General features: G+C 60.2%; 13 protein-coding genes. 3 read left to right on the forward strand and 10 right to left on the reverse strand.

Features of this window, described 5'->3' with window-relative positions; all coding sequences use genetic code 11:
• Positions 1-190 (forward strand): hypothetical protein (locus GT495_RS10705; protein WP_204986869.1); only part of this gene is annotated, 190 nt, incomplete at its 5' end.
• Between the two features lie 139 nt (positions 191-329).
• Here the strand turns inward: GT495_RS10705 and GT495_RS01365 are convergent.
• Together GT495_RS01365 and GT495_RS01370 are read right to left on the reverse strand one after the other, a co-directional pair.
• A complete protein-coding gene (locus GT495_RS01365) occupies positions 330-1,625 on the reverse strand; it encodes an ATP-binding protein (RefSeq protein ID WP_161161185.1) in 1,296 nt (431 codons plus the stop codon).
• A 217-nt stretch (positions 1,626-1,842) separates the two neighbouring features.
• Entirely contained in the window at positions 1,843-2,628 is a 786-nt protein-coding gene (locus GT495_RS01370; RefSeq protein ID WP_161161186.1) for an ATP-binding protein, read from the reverse strand.
• Positions 2,629-3,284: 656 nt separating this feature from the next.
• Here GT495_RS01370 and GT495_RS01375 point away from each other — a divergent pair.
• A complete protein-coding gene (locus GT495_RS01375) occupies positions 3,285-4,283 on the forward strand; it encodes a hypothetical protein (RefSeq protein WP_161161187.1) in 999 nt (332 codons plus the stop codon).
• 406 nt (positions 4,284-4,689) lie between these two features.
• Here GT495_RS01375 and xdh read toward each other — a convergent pair whose 3' ends face one another.
• The 5 genes from xdh to GT495_RS01400 form a co-directional block, all read right to left on the reverse strand.
• Positions 4,690-7,467 carry a selenium-dependent xanthine dehydrogenase gene (xdh, locus tag GT495_RS01380; protein WP_161161188.1) on the reverse strand — a complete coding sequence of 926 codons (2,778 nt, stop codon included), beginning with the start codon at positions 7,465-7,467 and terminating at the stop codon, positions 4,690-4,692.
• 12 nt (positions 7,468-7,479) lie between these two features.
• Positions 7,480-7,959, reverse strand: coding sequence for a 4Fe-4S binding protein (locus GT495_RS01385; protein WP_152077840.1), 480 nt, complete (start codon positions 7,957-7,959; stop codon positions 7,480-7,482).
• Positions 7,960-7,969: 10 nt separating this feature from the next.
• Positions 7,970-10,969, reverse strand: a complete 3,000-nt coding sequence (gene ygfK / locus GT495_RS01390; RefSeq protein WP_161161189.1) for a putative selenate reductase subunit YgfK — start codon at positions 10,967-10,969, stop codon at positions 7,970-7,972.
• A 150-nt stretch (positions 10,970-11,119) separates the two neighbouring features.
• Entirely contained in the window at positions 11,120-12,475 is a 1,356-nt protein-coding gene (gene ssnA, locus GT495_RS01395) for a putative aminohydrolase SsnA (RefSeq protein WP_161161190.1), read from the reverse strand.
• Between the two features lie 196 nt (positions 12,476-12,671).
• Positions 12,672-14,066 (reverse strand): uracil-xanthine permease family protein, encoded by a 1,395-nt coding sequence (locus tag GT495_RS01400; protein WP_152077837.1) that lies wholly within the window; start codon positions 14,064-14,066, stop codon positions 12,672-12,674.
• Between the two features lie 351 nt (positions 14,067-14,417).
• Here GT495_RS01400 and GT495_RS01405 point away from each other — a divergent pair, with 351 nt between their 5' ends.
• Positions 14,418-15,074: a transcriptional regulator gene (locus tag GT495_RS01405; protein WP_370457555.1), complete on the forward strand. Its 657-nt coding sequence runs from the start codon at positions 14,418-14,420 to the stop codon at positions 15,072-15,074.
• A 213-nt stretch (positions 15,075-15,287) separates the two neighbouring features.
• Here the strand turns inward: GT495_RS01405 and GT495_RS01410 are convergent, their stop codons facing one another.
• The 3 genes from GT495_RS01410 to GT495_RS01420 all read right to left on the reverse strand — a co-directional run bounded on the left by GT495_RS01410 (position 15,288) and on the right by GT495_RS01420 (position 17,752).
• Complete coding sequence (locus GT495_RS01410; RefSeq protein ID WP_161161191.1) at positions 15,288-15,665, reverse strand: Rid family detoxifying hydrolase; 378 nt, start codon at positions 15,663-15,665, stop codon at positions 15,288-15,290.
• Between the two features lie 475 nt (positions 15,666-16,140).
• On the reverse strand, positions 16,141-16,854 hold the full coding sequence (locus tag GT495_RS01415) for a carbohydrate ABC transporter permease (RefSeq protein ID WP_197036870.1): 714 nt from the start codon (positions 16,852-16,854) through the stop codon (positions 16,141-16,143).
• A gap of 124 nt (positions 16,855-16,978) precedes the next feature.
• Entirely contained in the window at positions 16,979-17,752 is a 774-nt protein-coding gene (locus tag GT495_RS01420) for a carbohydrate ABC transporter permease (protein ID WP_204986870.1), read from the reverse strand.
• Between the last annotated feature and the right edge of the window lie 88 nt (positions 17,753-17,840).

The raw sequence follows: 17,840 nt of genomic DNA on the forward strand, positions 1-17,840 counted from the left end.
AGGTATCGGGTTCCCACATTCATCCGCACATGTGCGGATGAATGTGGGAGGTGTTCGGATAAAGTTGATAATCAAGGCTGATTTCGTGAAGCTCCTGACCGCTATGGCCTCGCTCCTCACGGCGCTTATCGGACTTACCGAGGCACTCAAGCAGCGTACGAAGCAGAAAAAGAGGGGTCGACGCCACTAAGGCATTGACCCCTTAATCGAAGTAACGGCGCTGCCCAGCTCTTCACTACTTGGGCTGCCGTCGACCTTATTTTACCCACGGGCGCCAGGTTTACCAAATGGATTTTCGGTAAAGGAAGCACGACACGCCCGCAAAACCACTACGCCCCAAGTGCCGCTACGGGGATCACCGCCACGCCGTCGTCGCGTGTGTAGGTAATACTCCCCTTTCCAACCACGACCGCCAAAAACGCCGGCGCGGCATTCTGGGCGGCAGGATTGGAGAGCACTTTCCTCTCCAGCGCCTTGAGATTTCTCGCTCCATCGTCTGCTTTCGCATCGCTCAGCTTGACCTCGATGGCTCCCCAGCGCCCGTCGTGCTCAACGATCAGATCGACCTCAAGGCCCTTCTCATCTCGGAAATAATGGACACTGTTGTCGACACCGCCGTAGGTGGAAAGGAACACGCGCACGTCGCGCAGGACGAGATTCTCAAAGAGCATCCCCAGCGTTTGCATATCGCCAAGCAGCCGCTCAGGGGTAGCCCCCAGCAACGCCGCCGCAAGTGACGGGTCACAGAAGTAGCGCTTGGGGCGCACGCGAACGCGGGCCTTCGAGCGCATGGGCGGCCCCCATCCGCACAGGTCCTCGGTCAGCTTGAGCCTGTTGAAGAGGTCCAAGTACGCAGCGATGGTCCTCTCGTCGGGGCCCGCCTCACCGTACGAGGCGTCCTTTACGAGCGTCTTGTACGTGACAGCCTGGCTCTCGTTCATGGCAAGAGCTCGCAAAAGGCCGTGTGCAAGCTCGGGCGACATGCCCTCGTCCAGCACGTTGACGTCGAGCACCGAGTGCACGTACTGGCTTGCCGTCTCTCGCGCAAGATCTTCCGAAAGCCCAAGATTTGCAGGCCAACCGCCCCTGCAGCACCAGCGGGCGACGTCATCCACCGTGCTCTCGCGACGCTGAGGGGCAAAACCCTCGCCCTTAAAGAGGCTTGCCAGTGACACGAACGGCTCGCCGTCGCCCGACTCACACAGGGCCATGGGGCGCATTGACAGACGGGCGATCCCACCCGTGCCGGAATGACGAACATGGCTGCGCTCCTCGCTTTTGAGCGCGGTTGAGCCCGTGAGCAAAAGTGCCCCCCGTTCGTTGCCGCTCGCGTCCACGAAACGCCGGGCGGCATCCCAAACCTCGGGCACCTCCTGCCATTCATCGACCAGGTGTGGCGCATCGCCGATGAGCGCCAGGCTTGGGTCGACCTCTGCCGCCGCACGCTGTGCAGGCTCATCGAGCCTGGAGACGCTCGCCGAGCGAGAGAGCGCCGTCCAGGTCTTGCCGCACCATTTGGGGCCGTTGATCTCCACGCAGCCAAACGCTCGCATAAGGGTGTCGAGGCGTTCCTCTATGAGCCGGGGCCTATATCCCTTTTGGGTCAATCTCTTTGGTGCATCCATAGACGGCCGTCCCTCTCTATCACGCGATATGCGAAATTACGCCATTCTCAATGCTGATTTTACGCTACTTTCAATGTAGTTTTTACGCCATGACAGATGTAGTTTTTACGCCATTTTCATTGAAGGTTTTACGCTTGGCATCCTTAGCGCGACCCATCCCGAGCATCACGTCAGAGCGCGCTTGGTTATCTCCGCTCGCACATCTCGGCAAACGAGATCAGCTTGACGTCTCCCCTACTCTCCGCGGCATCCAGACATCCCTGCGTAAAGCCCCTTTTTGAGAAAAGTGCATAGCTTTTTCGTTGCCGTCTAAAGAGCTCACTTCGATACACGAGCTTTTCAGCACGTCTTCACCCGCCGGTTCATTGCGCCATTTGCACTCCGCAAACAGCGCGGCGCCCTCGCCATCGTCAACAATCAAGTCGATTTCTTCCTGCGTATGCGTGCGATTATCCGTCCCCCACCAGCGCCCGACGCTCGCCGGAACCACATCGAGCTGGCCCGCCCGTGCGAGTTCGTACACGTATTGCTTGCATATAAGTTCAAAGACCGTGCCCATGTAATCCGATATGTGCGGCTCAATGCGCTTATATGCCATCTCGGCCATGTCGTTTTGGATCAGCCCGATGTTCTGCGGAACAAACTTGTACCAGAACCTAAACATCTGGTCACTCAGCAGATACACGGCTCGCTTATTGCTCGTCTCGTTTAGGGGCAGCTCGCGCTCGACAATCCCAAGCGATGCCAGCTTATCCACATAGCTCTTTACGTTGCTCGCAGGGATTCCCGTGGAGCTCGTAATCTCCGAGATCTTCGAGCGCCCCTGAGCAATTGCTTGCACGATCGCATCATATTGCTCGGGATTGCGGCACTCTTGCAACAGTAGGTTACTCGGCTCCTCAAAGAGATAACCCGTAGGAGTAAGAAAAAGACGTTTGATGTTGTCCTTGAGCGATACGGCAGGATCGACTTTCTCGATATATGCAGGAATGCCGCCCGTCATGCCATAGCAAACTGCAGCGTCTTCGCGACTCATGCTCTGCCACAGGCCGAGGGTTGTCGAAGGGTCGAACGTTATAGCTACCTATAATATAGCCAGCTATAACGTCATTCGACGACCGGCGCAAACGCCCGCGCGGACACGAAATGTGCTGCGGTGCCATTGGGGATTATGGGATGTGCTTTCCGCTCGAGGCCTCAACCGGAAACGGCATCCCGGTCTGAAGGTCAAATCCGGGGCGCAGTTTCCGCCTGAAGACCGATTCGGAAAGGGTATCCCGTTCTGGAGCCAAATACTGGGTCGTACTTTCCGCCAAGCATGCCATCCGGAAAGCGCGTCCCGTTCTGAGCCTGAATTCTGGGATGAACTTTCCACTGAAGCATCTACTGGAAAATGTATCCCGTTCCGAGGCTTAATTCTGGGATGCACTTTCCGCGGAGAGACTACCGTTTTTCGAAAAGTACACGTCCCTAAACTTACCAGGCCTTCATAACTTGTTGCCGTTCACGGTCGCCGATTACCGCCCACCGATTCGGATGTAAAAATGTCGCCGAAAACAGGCCATCTACCTGCATGGTTAGATTTTGGTCAGCTCTTGGTCAGTTGAGCGGCAAGTTCCGGCTGATACGTTTTTGCTACCCAAAAGGAGGCGGTAGCTCATGACCCATTGCAATGACCAACTCATCGATCAACTGCTCACTCAAGCCGAGCAAGAGGGACGATGCCTGATTCCCCCGAGCACGGCGATCCGAAAAGCGCTCCTTCGGCGCATGGGCGTCACGGTCGCCTCGCCCATGCCAGGGCTGTTTGCGCGAAAAACGCGCTGGGACGAACTCAACCGGGCGCAACGTCATTGTGAGATTATTCGCGCCCTTGCGATCATCCACCCCGATTGGACGTTCTGCTCGTTTTCGGCAGCATGTCTCCTGGGACTCGAAGTCTCGTGGCGGCACCTGAACGTCGTGCATGTCTGCAGCGCCACCAAGCCGTCGGCTCGCCCGGGCGCGTATATTCAGCGGCACCAGATCAAGCCGGCCGGTGCGGTGAATCAAAATGACGTATCGATAACGCCGCCCATCCAAACGGCTACAGATTGCCTGCTGCAGACTGGTTTTACCGATGGCATGCCCATTGCCGATTCGGCGATCTCAAAGCTCGGCCTTGCGCGGGAGCAGCTGATGGAGGAGGTCGAGAAGCGAGAAACCGACCGCAACGGTCGCGCGGTGCGCACGGCCCTCACCACGCTCCAATATGCTGAGGCGCGCGCCGAGAGCGGCGGGGAATCGGTCGCCCGAGCCGTCATGATCGAGACGGGCTTTGCGCCCGACTGGCTTCAATACGAGCTGACGGACCCCTTCGATTCGGCCAAGCCCATACGAACGGACTTTGCCTGGGAGCGCCAGGCGCGGGAACTCACACTGGGCGAGCTCGACGGGCTCATCAAATATACCGACCAGACCATGCTGGCCGGACGCACCACCGCCGAGACGCTCGTTGCCGAACGCCAGCGCGAGGCACACCTATCGCTCTACGGCCATCCGCTCATCCGCTTTACCATGAACGAAGTCCGTTCGGCAGACATGCTTGCGAAAAAGCTACAGACGGCAGGCATCCGCCAGACCATGCTCCCGACATGGCTCAACGATATTGAGCTGTAGGGGCTGCTGAGCTTATGCCCGTCTGCCTACCAAACCGGGACACACTTTCCGGTTGGCAGCACCCGCGGAAACCATGTCCCAGATTGAGTGCTCAAAATGGGATGCGCTTTCCAGATGGCATGCCTAGCGGAAACCGTGCCCCGGAATCAAGGCCTAGAACGGGACACGCTTTCCGGTTGAACGCCCAGCGGAAACTGCATCCCGGAATAGACGCTCAAACTGGGCTGCAGTTTCCAAGTGAACGACAACCGGAAAGTGTGTCCCATTCCAGGCGCGGATTCCGGGATGCAATATCCGCTCCAAACAAAAGGCCCCGGCTCGCGATGGAGTTGGGGCCAAAGGTGCAGCATATGCAGTTGATGTTGAGCGCGAACAACCCGTCGGCAATGGCTGTCCGCGCCCTACCCTACCCGCGGTTGCGGACGCGGCTGTAGGGCGTATCCACCATGGGCAGATCCGGACGCAGCTTGCCGTCGAATGCGCGATAGGCGTTCTGCACGGCGGGCGCCGTGGGGATCGTTGCGATCTCGCCGATGCCCTTGCCGCCATATGCCACGGGCAGCAGCTCGTCCTTCTCCACGTAGATGGCGTGGATATCCGGAATCCCGGGCGCACGGAACAGCCCGAGCGTACCGTACCTTGCCTGGGGTACGCAGTCCTTGAGCGGCCAGTCCTCGGTAAGCGCATAGCCCATACCCATGAGCACGCCGCCTTCGATCTGCCCCTGAATGGAGATGGGGTTGACCACCTTGCCGGAATCGTGCGCGGCATAGACCTCGCTCACGCGGCCATCGTTATCCAGAATGACCACATGCGTGGCAAAACCGTAGCAAATGTGGCTCTTGGGGTTGGGAACATCCGCACCCAGCTTGTCGGTCGGCTCCAGGTACACGTAGCCAAACTCGCATCCCTCGAGCGCCTTGATGGCGACCGCGGGATCCTGAGGATGCATTCCCTGGCCGGCGACGAGTTCCTGCGTGCGCAGCTGGTAGGCGCGACCGTCGTCGTACTCGATCTTGACGCCGTCGCCATGCGCGCTCACGGGAGTATCGGGCGCAGGCTTGCCGGCCTCGATGCCAAGCATGGCATCGCGCAGCAGGAAGGCGGCACCGCGCACGGCCTCGCCGGTCACGACCGTCTGACGCGAGCCAGACGTAGTACCCGAGTCGGGCGCGTTCTCGGTGGAGCACTTGCCATTGGCAATGCAGCGAAGCGGCAGGCCGCAGGCCTCGGCAACGTCCTGCAAAAAGACGGTGTTGCAGCCCTGGCCGATGTCGGACGTGGCGGCATAGACCACGGCACGGCCATCCTCGATGCGAATCTTGCAGCGGCCGGCATCGGGCAGGCCCACACCCACGCCGGCATTCTTCATGGCGCAGGCAATGCCGGCGTGGCCGGGATGCGCATAGTAGGCATCCTTGACCTCGAGCAGCGTCTCCTTCAGCGCCGTGGAGCAGTCGGCAATCTGACCGTTGGGCAAAACCTCGCCCGGCTCGATGGCATTGCGGTAGCGAATCTCCCACGGATCCAGGCCGACCTTCTCGGCCAGCAGGTCGATCAAGCTCTCGAGCGCAAACTCGGACTGGCAAACGCCAAAGCCACGGTACGCGCCGGCGGGCGGGTTGTTGGTGTAGTAGCCAAAACCGCGAATGTCGGTGTTCTGGTACTTGTAGGGACCGACGGCGTGCGTGCAGGCGCGCTCGAGCACCGGGCCGCACAGCGACGCGTAGGCGCCGGTGTCAAAGTTGATCTCGCAGTCCAGGCCGGTAAAGTTGCCCTCGGCGTCGCAGCCCAGCGTAAAGGTGCCGTCCATGGCGTGGCGCTTGGGATGGAACGCGAGCGACTCGGCGCGCGTGAGCTTGCACTTCACAGGACGCTGGAGCTTATAGGCAGCAAGCGCGGCCAGGTGCTGGACGGAAACGTCCTCCTTGCCGCCAAAGCCGCCGCCCACGAGCATGGTCTCGACGACCACACGCTCGGGTTCGCTATCCCAGCCAAACATATGGGCGCACTCTTTGCGCGTGTCGTAGGCACCCTGGTCGGTCGACCGCACCTTGACGCCGTTCTTGTACGGGAAGGCGACGGCGCACTCGGGCTCCAAGAAGGCGTGCTCGGTAAAGGGCGTGGTAAAGCGTTGCGTCACGGTAAATGCGCTCTCCGCCAGCGCCTTGGCGGCGTCGCCGCGCGTCACATGGCGGCTCTGGCACACGTTGTCCTTGAGCTCCACCGTGTTGCCAAAGGCAAAGAAGCTGTCGTGCAGGCGCGGGGCATCGGCAGCCCTGGCCTCGACAATGTTACGCACGGGCTCCAGCGGCTCGTAATCGATCTTTACGAGCTTCTTGGCCTTCTCGAGCGTCGCCTCGTCCTCGGCAACCACCAGCACGATGGCGTCACCCACGCAGCGGGTGATATCGCCCTGGGCGATCATGACATCCCAGTCCTGGATAAGGTGGCCGACCTGGTTGACTGGCACGTCCTCGGCGCGCAGGATGCCCACCACACCGGGCAGGGCCTCGGCCTTGGAGGTATCGATGGAGAGCACACGGGCGCGCGGATACTTGGAGCGCACGGCGCTGGCGTAGGTCAGACCCGGCTGATCGAGCTCGTCGATGTCGTCGGGATACTTGCCCTCGCCGAGCACCTTCTTGCGCACGTCGATACGGAAGGCGCGCTTGCCCACACCGTAGTCATCGCCGCGCTCCAGATTATCGTCGATCTGCTTTTCGCCGCGAAGCACCGCAGCGGCCAGCGAGATGCCTTCGATAATCTTTTTGTAGCCAGTGCAGCGGCAGACGTTGCCGCGGATGGCGTACTTGATCTGCTCCTCGGTGGGCTCGGGATCCTCGGCGATCAGCGCTGCACCTGCCATGACCATGCCGGGGATACAAAAACCACACTGCACGGCGCCCACGGCGCCAAAGGCGTACACAAATGCCTCGCGCACGTCCTCGGGCAGGCCCTCGACGGTCACGATGTTGCGACCGGCGGCAAGAGCGGTGGTCAGCACGCACGCCTTGACGGCGGCGCCATCCACATGGATGGTGCAGGTGCCGCAGGCGCCCTCGGAGCAGCCATCCTTGGCGGAGTGAATGTGTAGGTCGTCGCGCAGATAGCGCAGCAACGGTTTGTTTTGGGTCGTCGTGCGCTCGACGCCGTTAACGGTAAAAGTGAATTCCTGTGCCATGGTGACCCCCTTCTACACGCCGGCGGCGATGCCGGTGCGGTCGTGGATGGCGCCATGCGGGCAGACGACGGCGCACATGCCGCACGACAGACAATCCGCGCCGTCGATATGGGCGCAGTTGTCCTCGATGCGGATAGCGCCGGCAGGGCACTTTTTGGCGCACATGCCGCAACCGATGCAGCTCGTGTCGCAGATCTTGCGGGCAATGGCGCCCTTATCGGTGTTGTTGCAGCACACCAGGATGTTCTGGTAGCCGGGGACGAAGGCAATCACGCGCTGCGGGCACACCATGCTGCACAGGCCACAGCCCGTGCACTTGGAACGATCCACGCGGGCGATGCCATCGACCAGGGCAATGGCGCCGTGGGGGCAGGCCGTGACGCAGGCGCCACAGCCAATGCAGCCTTCGCTGCAGCGGGCGTCGCCGCCTGCGGAGGCACAACCGCTTCCGCAGGCAACGTAGGCCACGTTATGTTGAATGGATTTGGCCATAAGGGGTCCCTTATTTCTTAAGGAGATACGAATAGTTGTCGCGCACGGCCTTGATGGTCAGGCGGACGGCCTCGGGCAGACCGGTATTGAGGGCATCGACCGAGACGGTGCGGACCGTGCCGGCGACGCGGACCTTAACGTGATCCTCGTCCACGGCCAGGAAGCCCTCGTTCTCGGAGTTCTCCATGTCCTGCTCGCTCCAGAACAGGGTGAGCTTGTCCTTGTAGGGACGACCCTCCTGGTAGGGGCAGAACACGGCGCAGTTACCGCACTCGTTGCACATGCCATCGACATGGACGACCTGGTGCTTGGCAAGGCCCGGCACCTTAATGGCCACGTTGGCGCGGTTGGGGCACACGTCGCAGCAGACCTCGCACACCGAGCCGCAGCCCAGGCAGCGGGTCTTGTTGCAGTTGCGCTTGTCACGGCACAGCGACCCCTTGCGCTCGTAGCAGGTGTCCTCGCGACCGGCCTGAGCATTCTGGTCAGCGTACTTGTTAAAGTCCACGCCGGCGATGGCACGGGCGACCTCGGCGGCGTCGGCGATAGCCTCGACCACGGTGGCGGGACCGCGGCGACAGTCGCCCGCAGCCCAGACGCCCTCGACGCCGGTGGAAGTGGCGGCAAGACGGCCGCGACGGTCGTGCTCGACGCCCGCGGCGTCGTACAGGCTGGCGTCGATGCCCTCGCCCACGGCGCAGATCACCGTGTTGGCGGAAAGCTCGACGGTCTCGCCCGTGGCGACGGGGCTGCGACGGCCGCTTGCATCCGGCTCGCCAAGCTCCATAACATCGCAGGTCAGCACGGCGCCGTTGAGTGCCTTGGGCGCCAGCAGCTCGCAGAACTCAACGCCGTCGGCAAGAGCAAGATCGAGCTCTTCCTCGTCGGCGGGCATCTGCTTCTTGGTACGGCGATACACCAGGCGCACGTTCTTCACGCCAGCCAGGCGCTTGGCCACGCGGGCCGCGTCCATGGCGGTGTTGCCAGCGCCGATGACTACGACGTCCTCGCCCAGCTCGAGCTTCTCCCCCTTCTTGGCGGCCTCGAGGAACTCCAACACGTCGAGCTCGGCGCCCTCGCCCAGGCCGGCGGAACCGGGCATCCAGGCACCGGTGGCCACGACCACATCGGTAAAGCCCTGGGCCTTGAGCTCGTCGATGGAATCCACGCGAGCGTTGAGCTGCACCTTGGCGCCAAAGGCCAGGCAGAGCTCGGCATCGTGGGAGATATCGTCGCTGGCGATACGGAACTCGGGGATCACGTGACGGACCACGCCGCCGAGTGAATCGCGGGCCTCGAAGATGGTGACGGGCACGCCGGCACGCGTCAGGAAGAACGCCATCGCCAGACCGGCCGGGCCGCCGCCGATAACGGCAACGTTGCGCTCACCGTCGTTGGCGATGGCCTGGGCGCGCAGCTTAGGCAGCACGGCGGTCATGGCCTCGCGGGCGGCCTTGAGCTTGCTGGCGCGAATCTGGGCGCCCTCGGGCTCGTAAAATGCACGCTCGCAGGCACGGCCGCAGGGATGCGGGCAGATGGTACCGGTAATGAACGGCAGGGCGTTGCGCTCGATGATAATGTTGAGTGCGTCCTCGTAGCGGCCCTCGTCAACAGCCGCCAGGTAGGCGGGAATATCCTGCTGGATGGGGCAGCTCGTACGGCACGGCGTGGTAAAGCAGTCGGAAAGCGGGCTCTTGCCGGCGACCTTGCGGTCGGGCAGCGGGCGCAGCGGCTTCTTGTAGAGCGGATTGGTGAGCGAGTCGGCCTGGATCGCGGTCACGGCCTCGAGAGCGATGCCCTCAAACGGCTTGCCGTCCAGATCGGTGAACTCGCCAGCCATCTGGCTAAAGCGCTCGTAGCCACCGGGCTTGAGAACGTCGGTCGCCAGGGTAACGGGCCAAATGCCGGCATCGTACAGGGCACGGATGTTGTAGACCGTGGCACCGCCGGAGTAGCTGATACGCAGCCTGCCATCGAACTGCTCGGTAATGCGACGGGCGGCCTCGATGGTCAGCGAGAACAGCGAACGGCCCGACATGTACATCTCGGTGGAGGGCAGCTCGTTCCTCGTCACGTCGACGGGGAAGGTGTTGGTCAGCTTGACGCCAAACTCCAGGCCTCGCTCGGCGCACAGGGCAATCAGGCGCCCGAACATGGGCACAGCATCGGCCCACTGCAGGTCCTCGCGGAAGTGCGTATCGTCGAAGACGATGTAGTCAAAGCCCAGCTCGTTGAGGCGCTGGCGGGCAAACTCATAGCCCAGCAGCGTGGGGTTGCACTTGATGTAGGTGTTGAGGCCCTTCTCGGTGATGAGGTAGGTCGCGATGCGCTCGATCTCCGCCGGCGGGCAGCCATGCAGCGTGGACTCGGTGATGGAGTTGGAGACGCGCGCCGGGATGGACTCGACAAACGCGGCATCGACATGCTCAAACTTGTCCAGGTTGGCGAGCGCCCACGTGCGGCACTCGTTCCAAACCTCGGAGCCGCTGGCGTCCTTCATGCCCTCGATGTAGGCATCGACCTTGGGGCTCTTGATGCCCTCGAGGTCATAACCCACCGACATGTTGAAGACAAAACCGTCCGGGCTGCCCAGGCCGTATTCACGGGCAATCAGGTGGCAGGCAAACCATGCCTTCACGTACTCGGCAAAGGCCTGCGGAACCTCGAGCTCGGTCGACCACTCGCAGTTGTAGCACTCGTCCTGCGCAACGATGCAGGGCTTGTTCACACACTTGGAGAGCTCCTCACCGTCCATAACCTGAACGGTCTTGAGCTCAAAGAAGCGGGAACCGGCCACGTAGGATGCCACGATGTTCTGGGCAAGCTGCGTATTGGGACCGGCGGCCGGGCCAAACGGGGTCTCGATGCGCTCGTCAAAAATGGGAAGCGCGCCCTCCTGGTTGGTCGTGACCATCTTGCGCACGCCAAAGATGGCGTCCTGGGTCTTGTGCTCCTCGATGATCCAGTTCATCAGCTGCGAAAACGGGATCGGCCTCATGATGTCGCTCATAATGAGCTCCTCTCTGTAACGCCCGGCGAGACCGCGCGACGGGCGCAAATACGGTGTAGCGCTAGCACAGCGCCGGCGACCCCGCGGAGGCCGCCCATGCGCGCGCCGGATGCGGCGAAACACCCGACGCGCGTGAATCTACTTGTGAAATTAGTAGGTGCGATCGTTGAGCGTGCTCCAGAGCTTCTTGGACTCAGCCATGATCCACGCGTTGATCTTGTCCTCATCGATACCGACAAACTCGCGATCCTTGTACAGGACGCGGCCGTTGATGATGGTGGTGCGGCAGTTTTTGCCCATCATGCCAAAGAGCATGTGCCCGTCGATGTTCTCCTCGCTCAGCGGCGTAAAGGGCTTGTAGTCCATAACGATGACGTCGGCAGCGGCACCGGCCTCGAGCACACCGAGCTTACGATCGAAGTACTTGCTGGCCATCTTGGCGTTGTTCTCGAACAGCATGGTCATGGCCTCGCACCAGCCCACGTTGGGCATGGCGGCGTTGTGGCGCTGAATGATCAGGAAGACCTTGAGGCTCTCGAGCATGTCGTGGGTGTAGGCGTCGGTGCCCATGCACACGGGGATGCCGCGACGGAAGAACTCGAGCACGGGGGCGCAGCCCACGGCGTTGCCCATATTGGATTCGGGGTTGTTGACCAGCCAGGTGCCGGACTCCTTGACGACATCCATCTCGGCAGGCGTCACGTGGATGCAGTGGCCCAGCATGGTGTCGGGACCCAGCAGGTTGTGCTGCAGCAGGCGCTCGACGGGGCTGATGCCACCGCGGTTGAGGCGGGAGTCCCACACGTCATTCATACCCTCGCATACGTGGATGTGGAAGCCGGTCAGGCCGTTGTTGGCCTCGGCCATCTTGTCCATGGTCTCGTCCGACAGCGTAAAGGTGGCATGTCCGCCAAACATGGCGGCAATCATGTGGTTGTCGTTATCGCGACGCTCCTTGGCAGTCCACTGGGCAAACTCCGCGTTCTCGGCAATGGCCTGGTCGCATTTTTCCTGGCCGCGTCGATCGGAGACCTCGTAGCACAGGCACGAACGCATGCCCAGCTCCTGCGCGGCGTCCTTAATGGTAAAGAGGCTGCCCGGGATCTCGCAGAAGCTCGCGTGGTGATCGAAGATCGTGGTGACGCCATCGCGGATGGAGTCCAGAATCGTGGCATAGGCGCTGGCCTTGGTGCCGCCGAGCGTCAGGTTGTCGTCGATCTTCCACCACTGCTGCTCAAGATTCTCCAAAAAGTTGGTGGGGTTGCAGCCCTTAATGGCAAGGCCGCGGGCCAGACCCGAGTAGATGTGGGTGTGGCAGTTGATGAGTCCGGGCATGATGAGGTTGCCCCGGGCGTCGACGTACTCGGCATCCGGGTACTTGGCCTTGAGCTCGCACTCGGGGCCCACTTCGACGATCGTATCTCCGTCAATGGCGACCGCACCGTTGGGAATGAACGGGGTCTGAGCGTTGCGGGTAAAGACGGAACCGTTAGCGACCAGAAGCATGAAAGCTCCCTTCAACATCAGGGGCGGGGTTTGACACCTCTGACATGGCGGAAGTGCGAAGCGCCGGCCTACACCGGAAACGGGCCCTCTCCCGTCAACGCTTCACCAAAGGGACAAACCCTTTGAAGTGCGGCCTATCGCCGCATGACGTCGGCGGACGAGGCGATGCGCCCGCCGACGAATAGCACCGAATTGATTACTTCTTGCTCTCGGGCAGGACCAGATCCACGGCGGCATCCTTGGCGGCATCGATGTGCTGAGCCACGACCGGCGTCTGCGGAAGGATCAGGTTGAGCACGATGGCCATGATGGCGGTGGGGGTTACGGCATTGGAGCCGATGACGGTGGACACCCAGGTGGGCATACCCTCGCCGGCAAGGCAACCGCTGGCCATCCAGATACCCAGGCCAAAAACGACGGAGGTGCCGACGATGGTGGTAGTGCGCTGCGTGAGGCCCTCGCGGGTGAACATGCGCACGCCGTTCATGGTGATGGTGCCAAAGACGCCGACGGTCGCGCCGCCGATGACGGGCTGCGGGATAGCGGAAAGGACGGCAGAGAGCTGCGGGAACAGACCGGCGATGGCAAAGACGGCCGCGATGGTCACAAAGACCCACTTGTTGACGACCTTGTTGGAGCAGATGATGCCCACGTTCTGGCCAAGGGCGCTGGTGGGAAGACCTCCCAGCAGACCGCCGACCATAGAGGTGAGACCCTGGGACACGATAGCGCCGGAGAGCTCGCGCTCGGTGGGCATACGGTCGATGGAGCCCAGGCAGGCAGCGGAGACGTCACCGATAACCTGGATGGCGACCATGGGGAACACGACGGCGAGGGTAATGCAGACCTCGGGATCAAACTCGAGCGCGTAGGGCATGAGCTTGGGAAGGGCGAAGACCTGAGCGGTGGCGACGCTGGAGAAGTCAATCATGCCAAAGGGGATGGAGACGATCATGCCAACGATCATGCCAAAGAACACGGATCCAAGCTTGAGCGTGCCCTTGCCAAAGTTGGCAAGGGCGAAGACCACGGCGAAGGTGATAAGAGCGACGCACCAGGCCTGCGGGGTGCCCCACAGCGGCGTGCCCATACCGCCGGCCATATACTTGACGGCCGTGGGATACAGCGAAACGCCGATGGAGAAGATGACCGTACCGGTCACGACGGGCGGGAACAGCCATTTAATCTTGCTGTAGGCCAGACCAAAGAGGACCGCGACGGCGCCGCCGACGATCTCGCCGCCCAACAGCGCGCCAAAGCTAAAGCCCGAGGCTCCCATGGCCTGCAGGGCCGGCAGGAACGCGAACGAAACGCCCATGACGATGGGCAGGCCGCCGCCGATGCGACGGAAGGGAGCGAAGGCCTGAAGGGCCGTGTCGATCGCCGAAAGAATGAGCGCGACCTGGATGATGTCGGTGCTCTGCTGGCTATTAAAGCCGTAGACGCCGGCCATGATGACCGCCGGGGTAATGATGCCGGCAAACGATGCCAGTACGTGCTGGAGGGCACACGGGATCATTTCCTTAACGGGAGGCATGCCTTCGCGAGTGAACAGGGCTTCAGTGCCGTTCGTAACCGTCTCCTGGGTCATTTGACCACCAATCCTCGAAGTAGTTGTTTTCGCATCTAACGCCCTATTGTGACGCAGTGCGGGGTTGAGGTTGTGCCTTCGTTGCATATCGTATTAAAGATTTTTCTCATTCTCAATAATAATTATTTGTTATCAGACTATTCTTCAGCTGAGATAATGCATTTTCGCAGGTCAGGAAAGTGTCCAGTCAAAATAACATCTAACTTTTCTTTTGGTCAACCGCTTGCCGCCAAATTCCTACCGTTCGTCTGTATTACGCAATGTACCTGCGGATATACGAGATGATGAGCAGCGTGTTACCATGAGAAAAAATTGTTATGAAACTTCCGATTTCACCCAAAGGAGTTGCCCGTGAACGAGACCGTACGTCGCTTTTTGCCGATGGTCGATTTCCTGGAGCAGATACTCGGTAAGAACAGCGAGATCGTCCTGCACGATTTCTCGGACATCGACCACGCCATCGTCGATATTCGCAACGGCATCGTGAGCGGCCGCAAGGTCGGCGGTCCCGCCACCGATCTGGCACTCAAGATCATTCACGACCCCAAGTATCGCGACCTGCCTTTTATTACGGGCTACGAGGGGCGCGGTGCCGGCGGCAAGACGTTGGAGTCAGCGACGTACTTTATCCGCGAGAATGACGAGATCGTCGGTATGCTCTGCGTCAACACCGACCTCTCGACCGTGCGCTCCATCAACGCCATGGCGCAGCAGCTCATGGCATGCTTCGATGCTGTGCCTAGGCAGGCGGAGCCCGCGTCTATCGAGGTCGAAAGCCTTTCGGAGTCCACACAGGAGCTCATCGACCGCAACATTGCCGAGTTGCTGAGCGCGCGCGGGCTAGATGTAGCGTCGCTTGGTCAGAGCGACCGCGTGGACGTCATTCGTCACCTCAACGGCAACGGTGTGTTCATGCTCAAGGGCGCCGTGGCCTGCGCCGCCACCGCGCTGGGTATCTCGGAGCCCAGCGTCTACCGCTACCTGCAAAAAGTCCGCAAGGAAGGCTAACGAGCAAAATGGAGCGCGGGCAGTCTTTTTGGGACGGGGCTATTTTAGCTACCCTTCCTCTGCCCGCGATTTCGATGTGCCGCAAGTAAAATCAATCCCGCATGTAGGGGTAGCTAAAATGGCCCCGTCCCAAAAAGACTGCCCCTGACAAAAGACCCTGCAGCTCGCACTGCAGGGTCTTTTTGCATGTCATATTGAGTTGTTGCCAACGCCTTAGAGAGCGGCGGCGACCTCGATCTCGACCAGACCGCCAGCCGGAAGAGCGGCAACCTGGAAAGCGCTGCGTGCGGGGAACGGGGCCTCGAACTTGGAGGCGTAGATCTCGTTCACGGCAGCGAAGTCGGCGATGTCGGCCAGGTAGACCGTGGTCTTGACGACATCGGCAAAGGTGGCGCCGGCAGCGGTCAGCAGGGCCTCGACGTTGGCGAGGGACTGCTTAGCCTGGGCCTCGACGCCCTCGGGCAGCTTGCCGGTCGCGGGGTCGATGCCCAGTTGGCCGGACAGGAACACCATATTGCCGGTCTGGATACCGGGGGAATACGGACCGATGGCTGCAGGTGCGTTATCGGAAGACACGACGGTCTTGCTCATGTTTTTCTCCTTACGATCAAATAGAGAGCGTGAGCGCGGTGTTCACACCGGGAGGCACAGTTCGGTCTGAACACCGCGCTTGATTGGGATAGTACTCAAGGTTTTCGCGTGATGCAAGAATTTTATTATTATGCGAGAAAGTTTTATCGCCCAACGGTGCCCCTCGGCCGCTGAGCGGCACGACCGGCAGCTTGGCGAGAGATCCGTTTTACTGCGAAGCCTGCTGATGACTTTGTCCTGCTTAAATCACGGGCGTCGCCTGCCGCGCCCGATATCGACCTCGAGGTCTGAACTGCGTCACCGCCGCGGTCGGGACGCCCCACGCCATGCGGGCCAACGACACGCCGGACAGACACTGGTTGGTCAGGCGACTCGACGGGCCTACCTACCAAGATAATCTCCAAAAGCTCTTGGAGATATGCTCGCCATGGCATATGTCCCGTTCGGACCCCTTCTGGCCTCAATCCCACCGGGCTCACCCCTTAACCCCGGTCTCCCCTCCGATGCCGTTGACGAACCACTTTTCCGTCAACGCAAACAGGGCCAGCAGGGGAACGACGACGATTGCGCTGGCTGCCATTACCAAGCCCCAATTTGTACCATAGGCGCCCCCTTCGATAAAGAAGGCCCTCAACCCTTGCGAGACGAGATAGCGTGATGGGTCGTTCGTAATCAAGGACGGCCACATATAGTTGTTGTAGGCAGAGATGAAGCTCATCAATCCGAGCGTGACGAAAGAGGACTTTGTGAGCGGGCAGACGATATGCCACAGGATCTCCCAATGCCTCGATCCGTCCATTCGCGCCGCCTCTACGAGGCTTTTCGGAATCTGCATAAAGCCCTGCCGAAGCAAGAAGACGCCAAAGGTCGATACCGTGCCCGAGATTATCAACCCCGTAAAGGTGTTCAGGAGATTCAGGTGAGAAAGGATAATATAGGACGGGATATACGTTGCCGCCACGGGCAGCATATACGTCGCCATGACAGTGACGAAGATGCCGTTCTTCCCTCTGAAATCCATGAACACCAAGGCGTAGGCGAGCATGGCGGATGTAAAGACCTGCAAGGCAACGATCAGCAGCGAAATCCAAGTGGTGTTGAAGATGTAGGCCGGAATGGGCGAAGCCGTTATAACGCCGACGATGTTGCCAAAATCAACATGGCTCGGGAGAAAGGAAACCGATCTCATGACCTCCTCGCTCGGTTTCAACGAGCTGCAGACCATCCATATAAACGGAAGCGCCGTCAAGGCAGAGAAAAACGTCAAGAATAAGACGCGGAGTCCCAAGAAGGACAGCCTTTTTAAACCCTGATTACTCATAGTTCACCCACTTTTTAGAGTATCTAAACTGGAAAATCGAAAGCGCCACCGTGATGATCATCATGATGACAGCGATCGCCGACGCCTTTCCCATCGAGAATTCTTGGAATCCCAGCTGATAGTACATATACAGCAGGGTCCTCGTGGAGCCGGCAGGACCTCCCTGTGTCAAGATCTGAATCTGGTCATATGCCTGCAAAGAATTGATCATCGTGATAATGGTCAAAAAGAACGTCGTGGGGGAGATCGAAGGCAGTGTGATATCAAAGAATTGGCGGACTCCACGGGCCCCGTCGATGGAGCTGGCCTCATACAGATCTCTCGGCACCTTCTCCAGTGCAGAGAGGTAGAAGATCATGGCATATCCGAGCGACTTCCATATCGTCACGATGATGACGGATAGCATTGCGGTATCCGACGACGAAATCCACTGCAATCCGGGAAGATGGAAGACATTCAGTATTTGGTTGGCAAGGCCGTTGTCTGGCTGAAAAATCCACGTCCATACGATAGAAATGGCGACCGTCGGCGTGACCCAGGGCGAGAATATGATGAATTTCAGAAACTCGGACCCGCGGAATTTCCTTGAAAGGGCCAGGGCCAGCAATAACCCCAGAACGATCGTGGGGACCAGGGTGCCCACCGTAAAAACGAGGGTATTCAACAGGGCCTCATAAAAACGGCTATCGTGAAACACCGCGATATAATTGTCGAATGCCACATAATTGAACGCCGGACTCATGAAATCGGAGTTGGTGAAGCTCATCCATATTGCCTTGCAAATTGGATAGAGCCAAAACACGCTCAACGGGACAAACGCGGGCAGCACAAACAGGAGAACACTTCCTATTTTT

Source organism: Collinsella sp. BIOML-A6 (assembly GCF_009875845.1).
GTDB lineage: Bacteria > Actinomycetota > Coriobacteriia > Coriobacteriales > Coriobacteriaceae > Collinsella > Collinsella aerofaciens_H.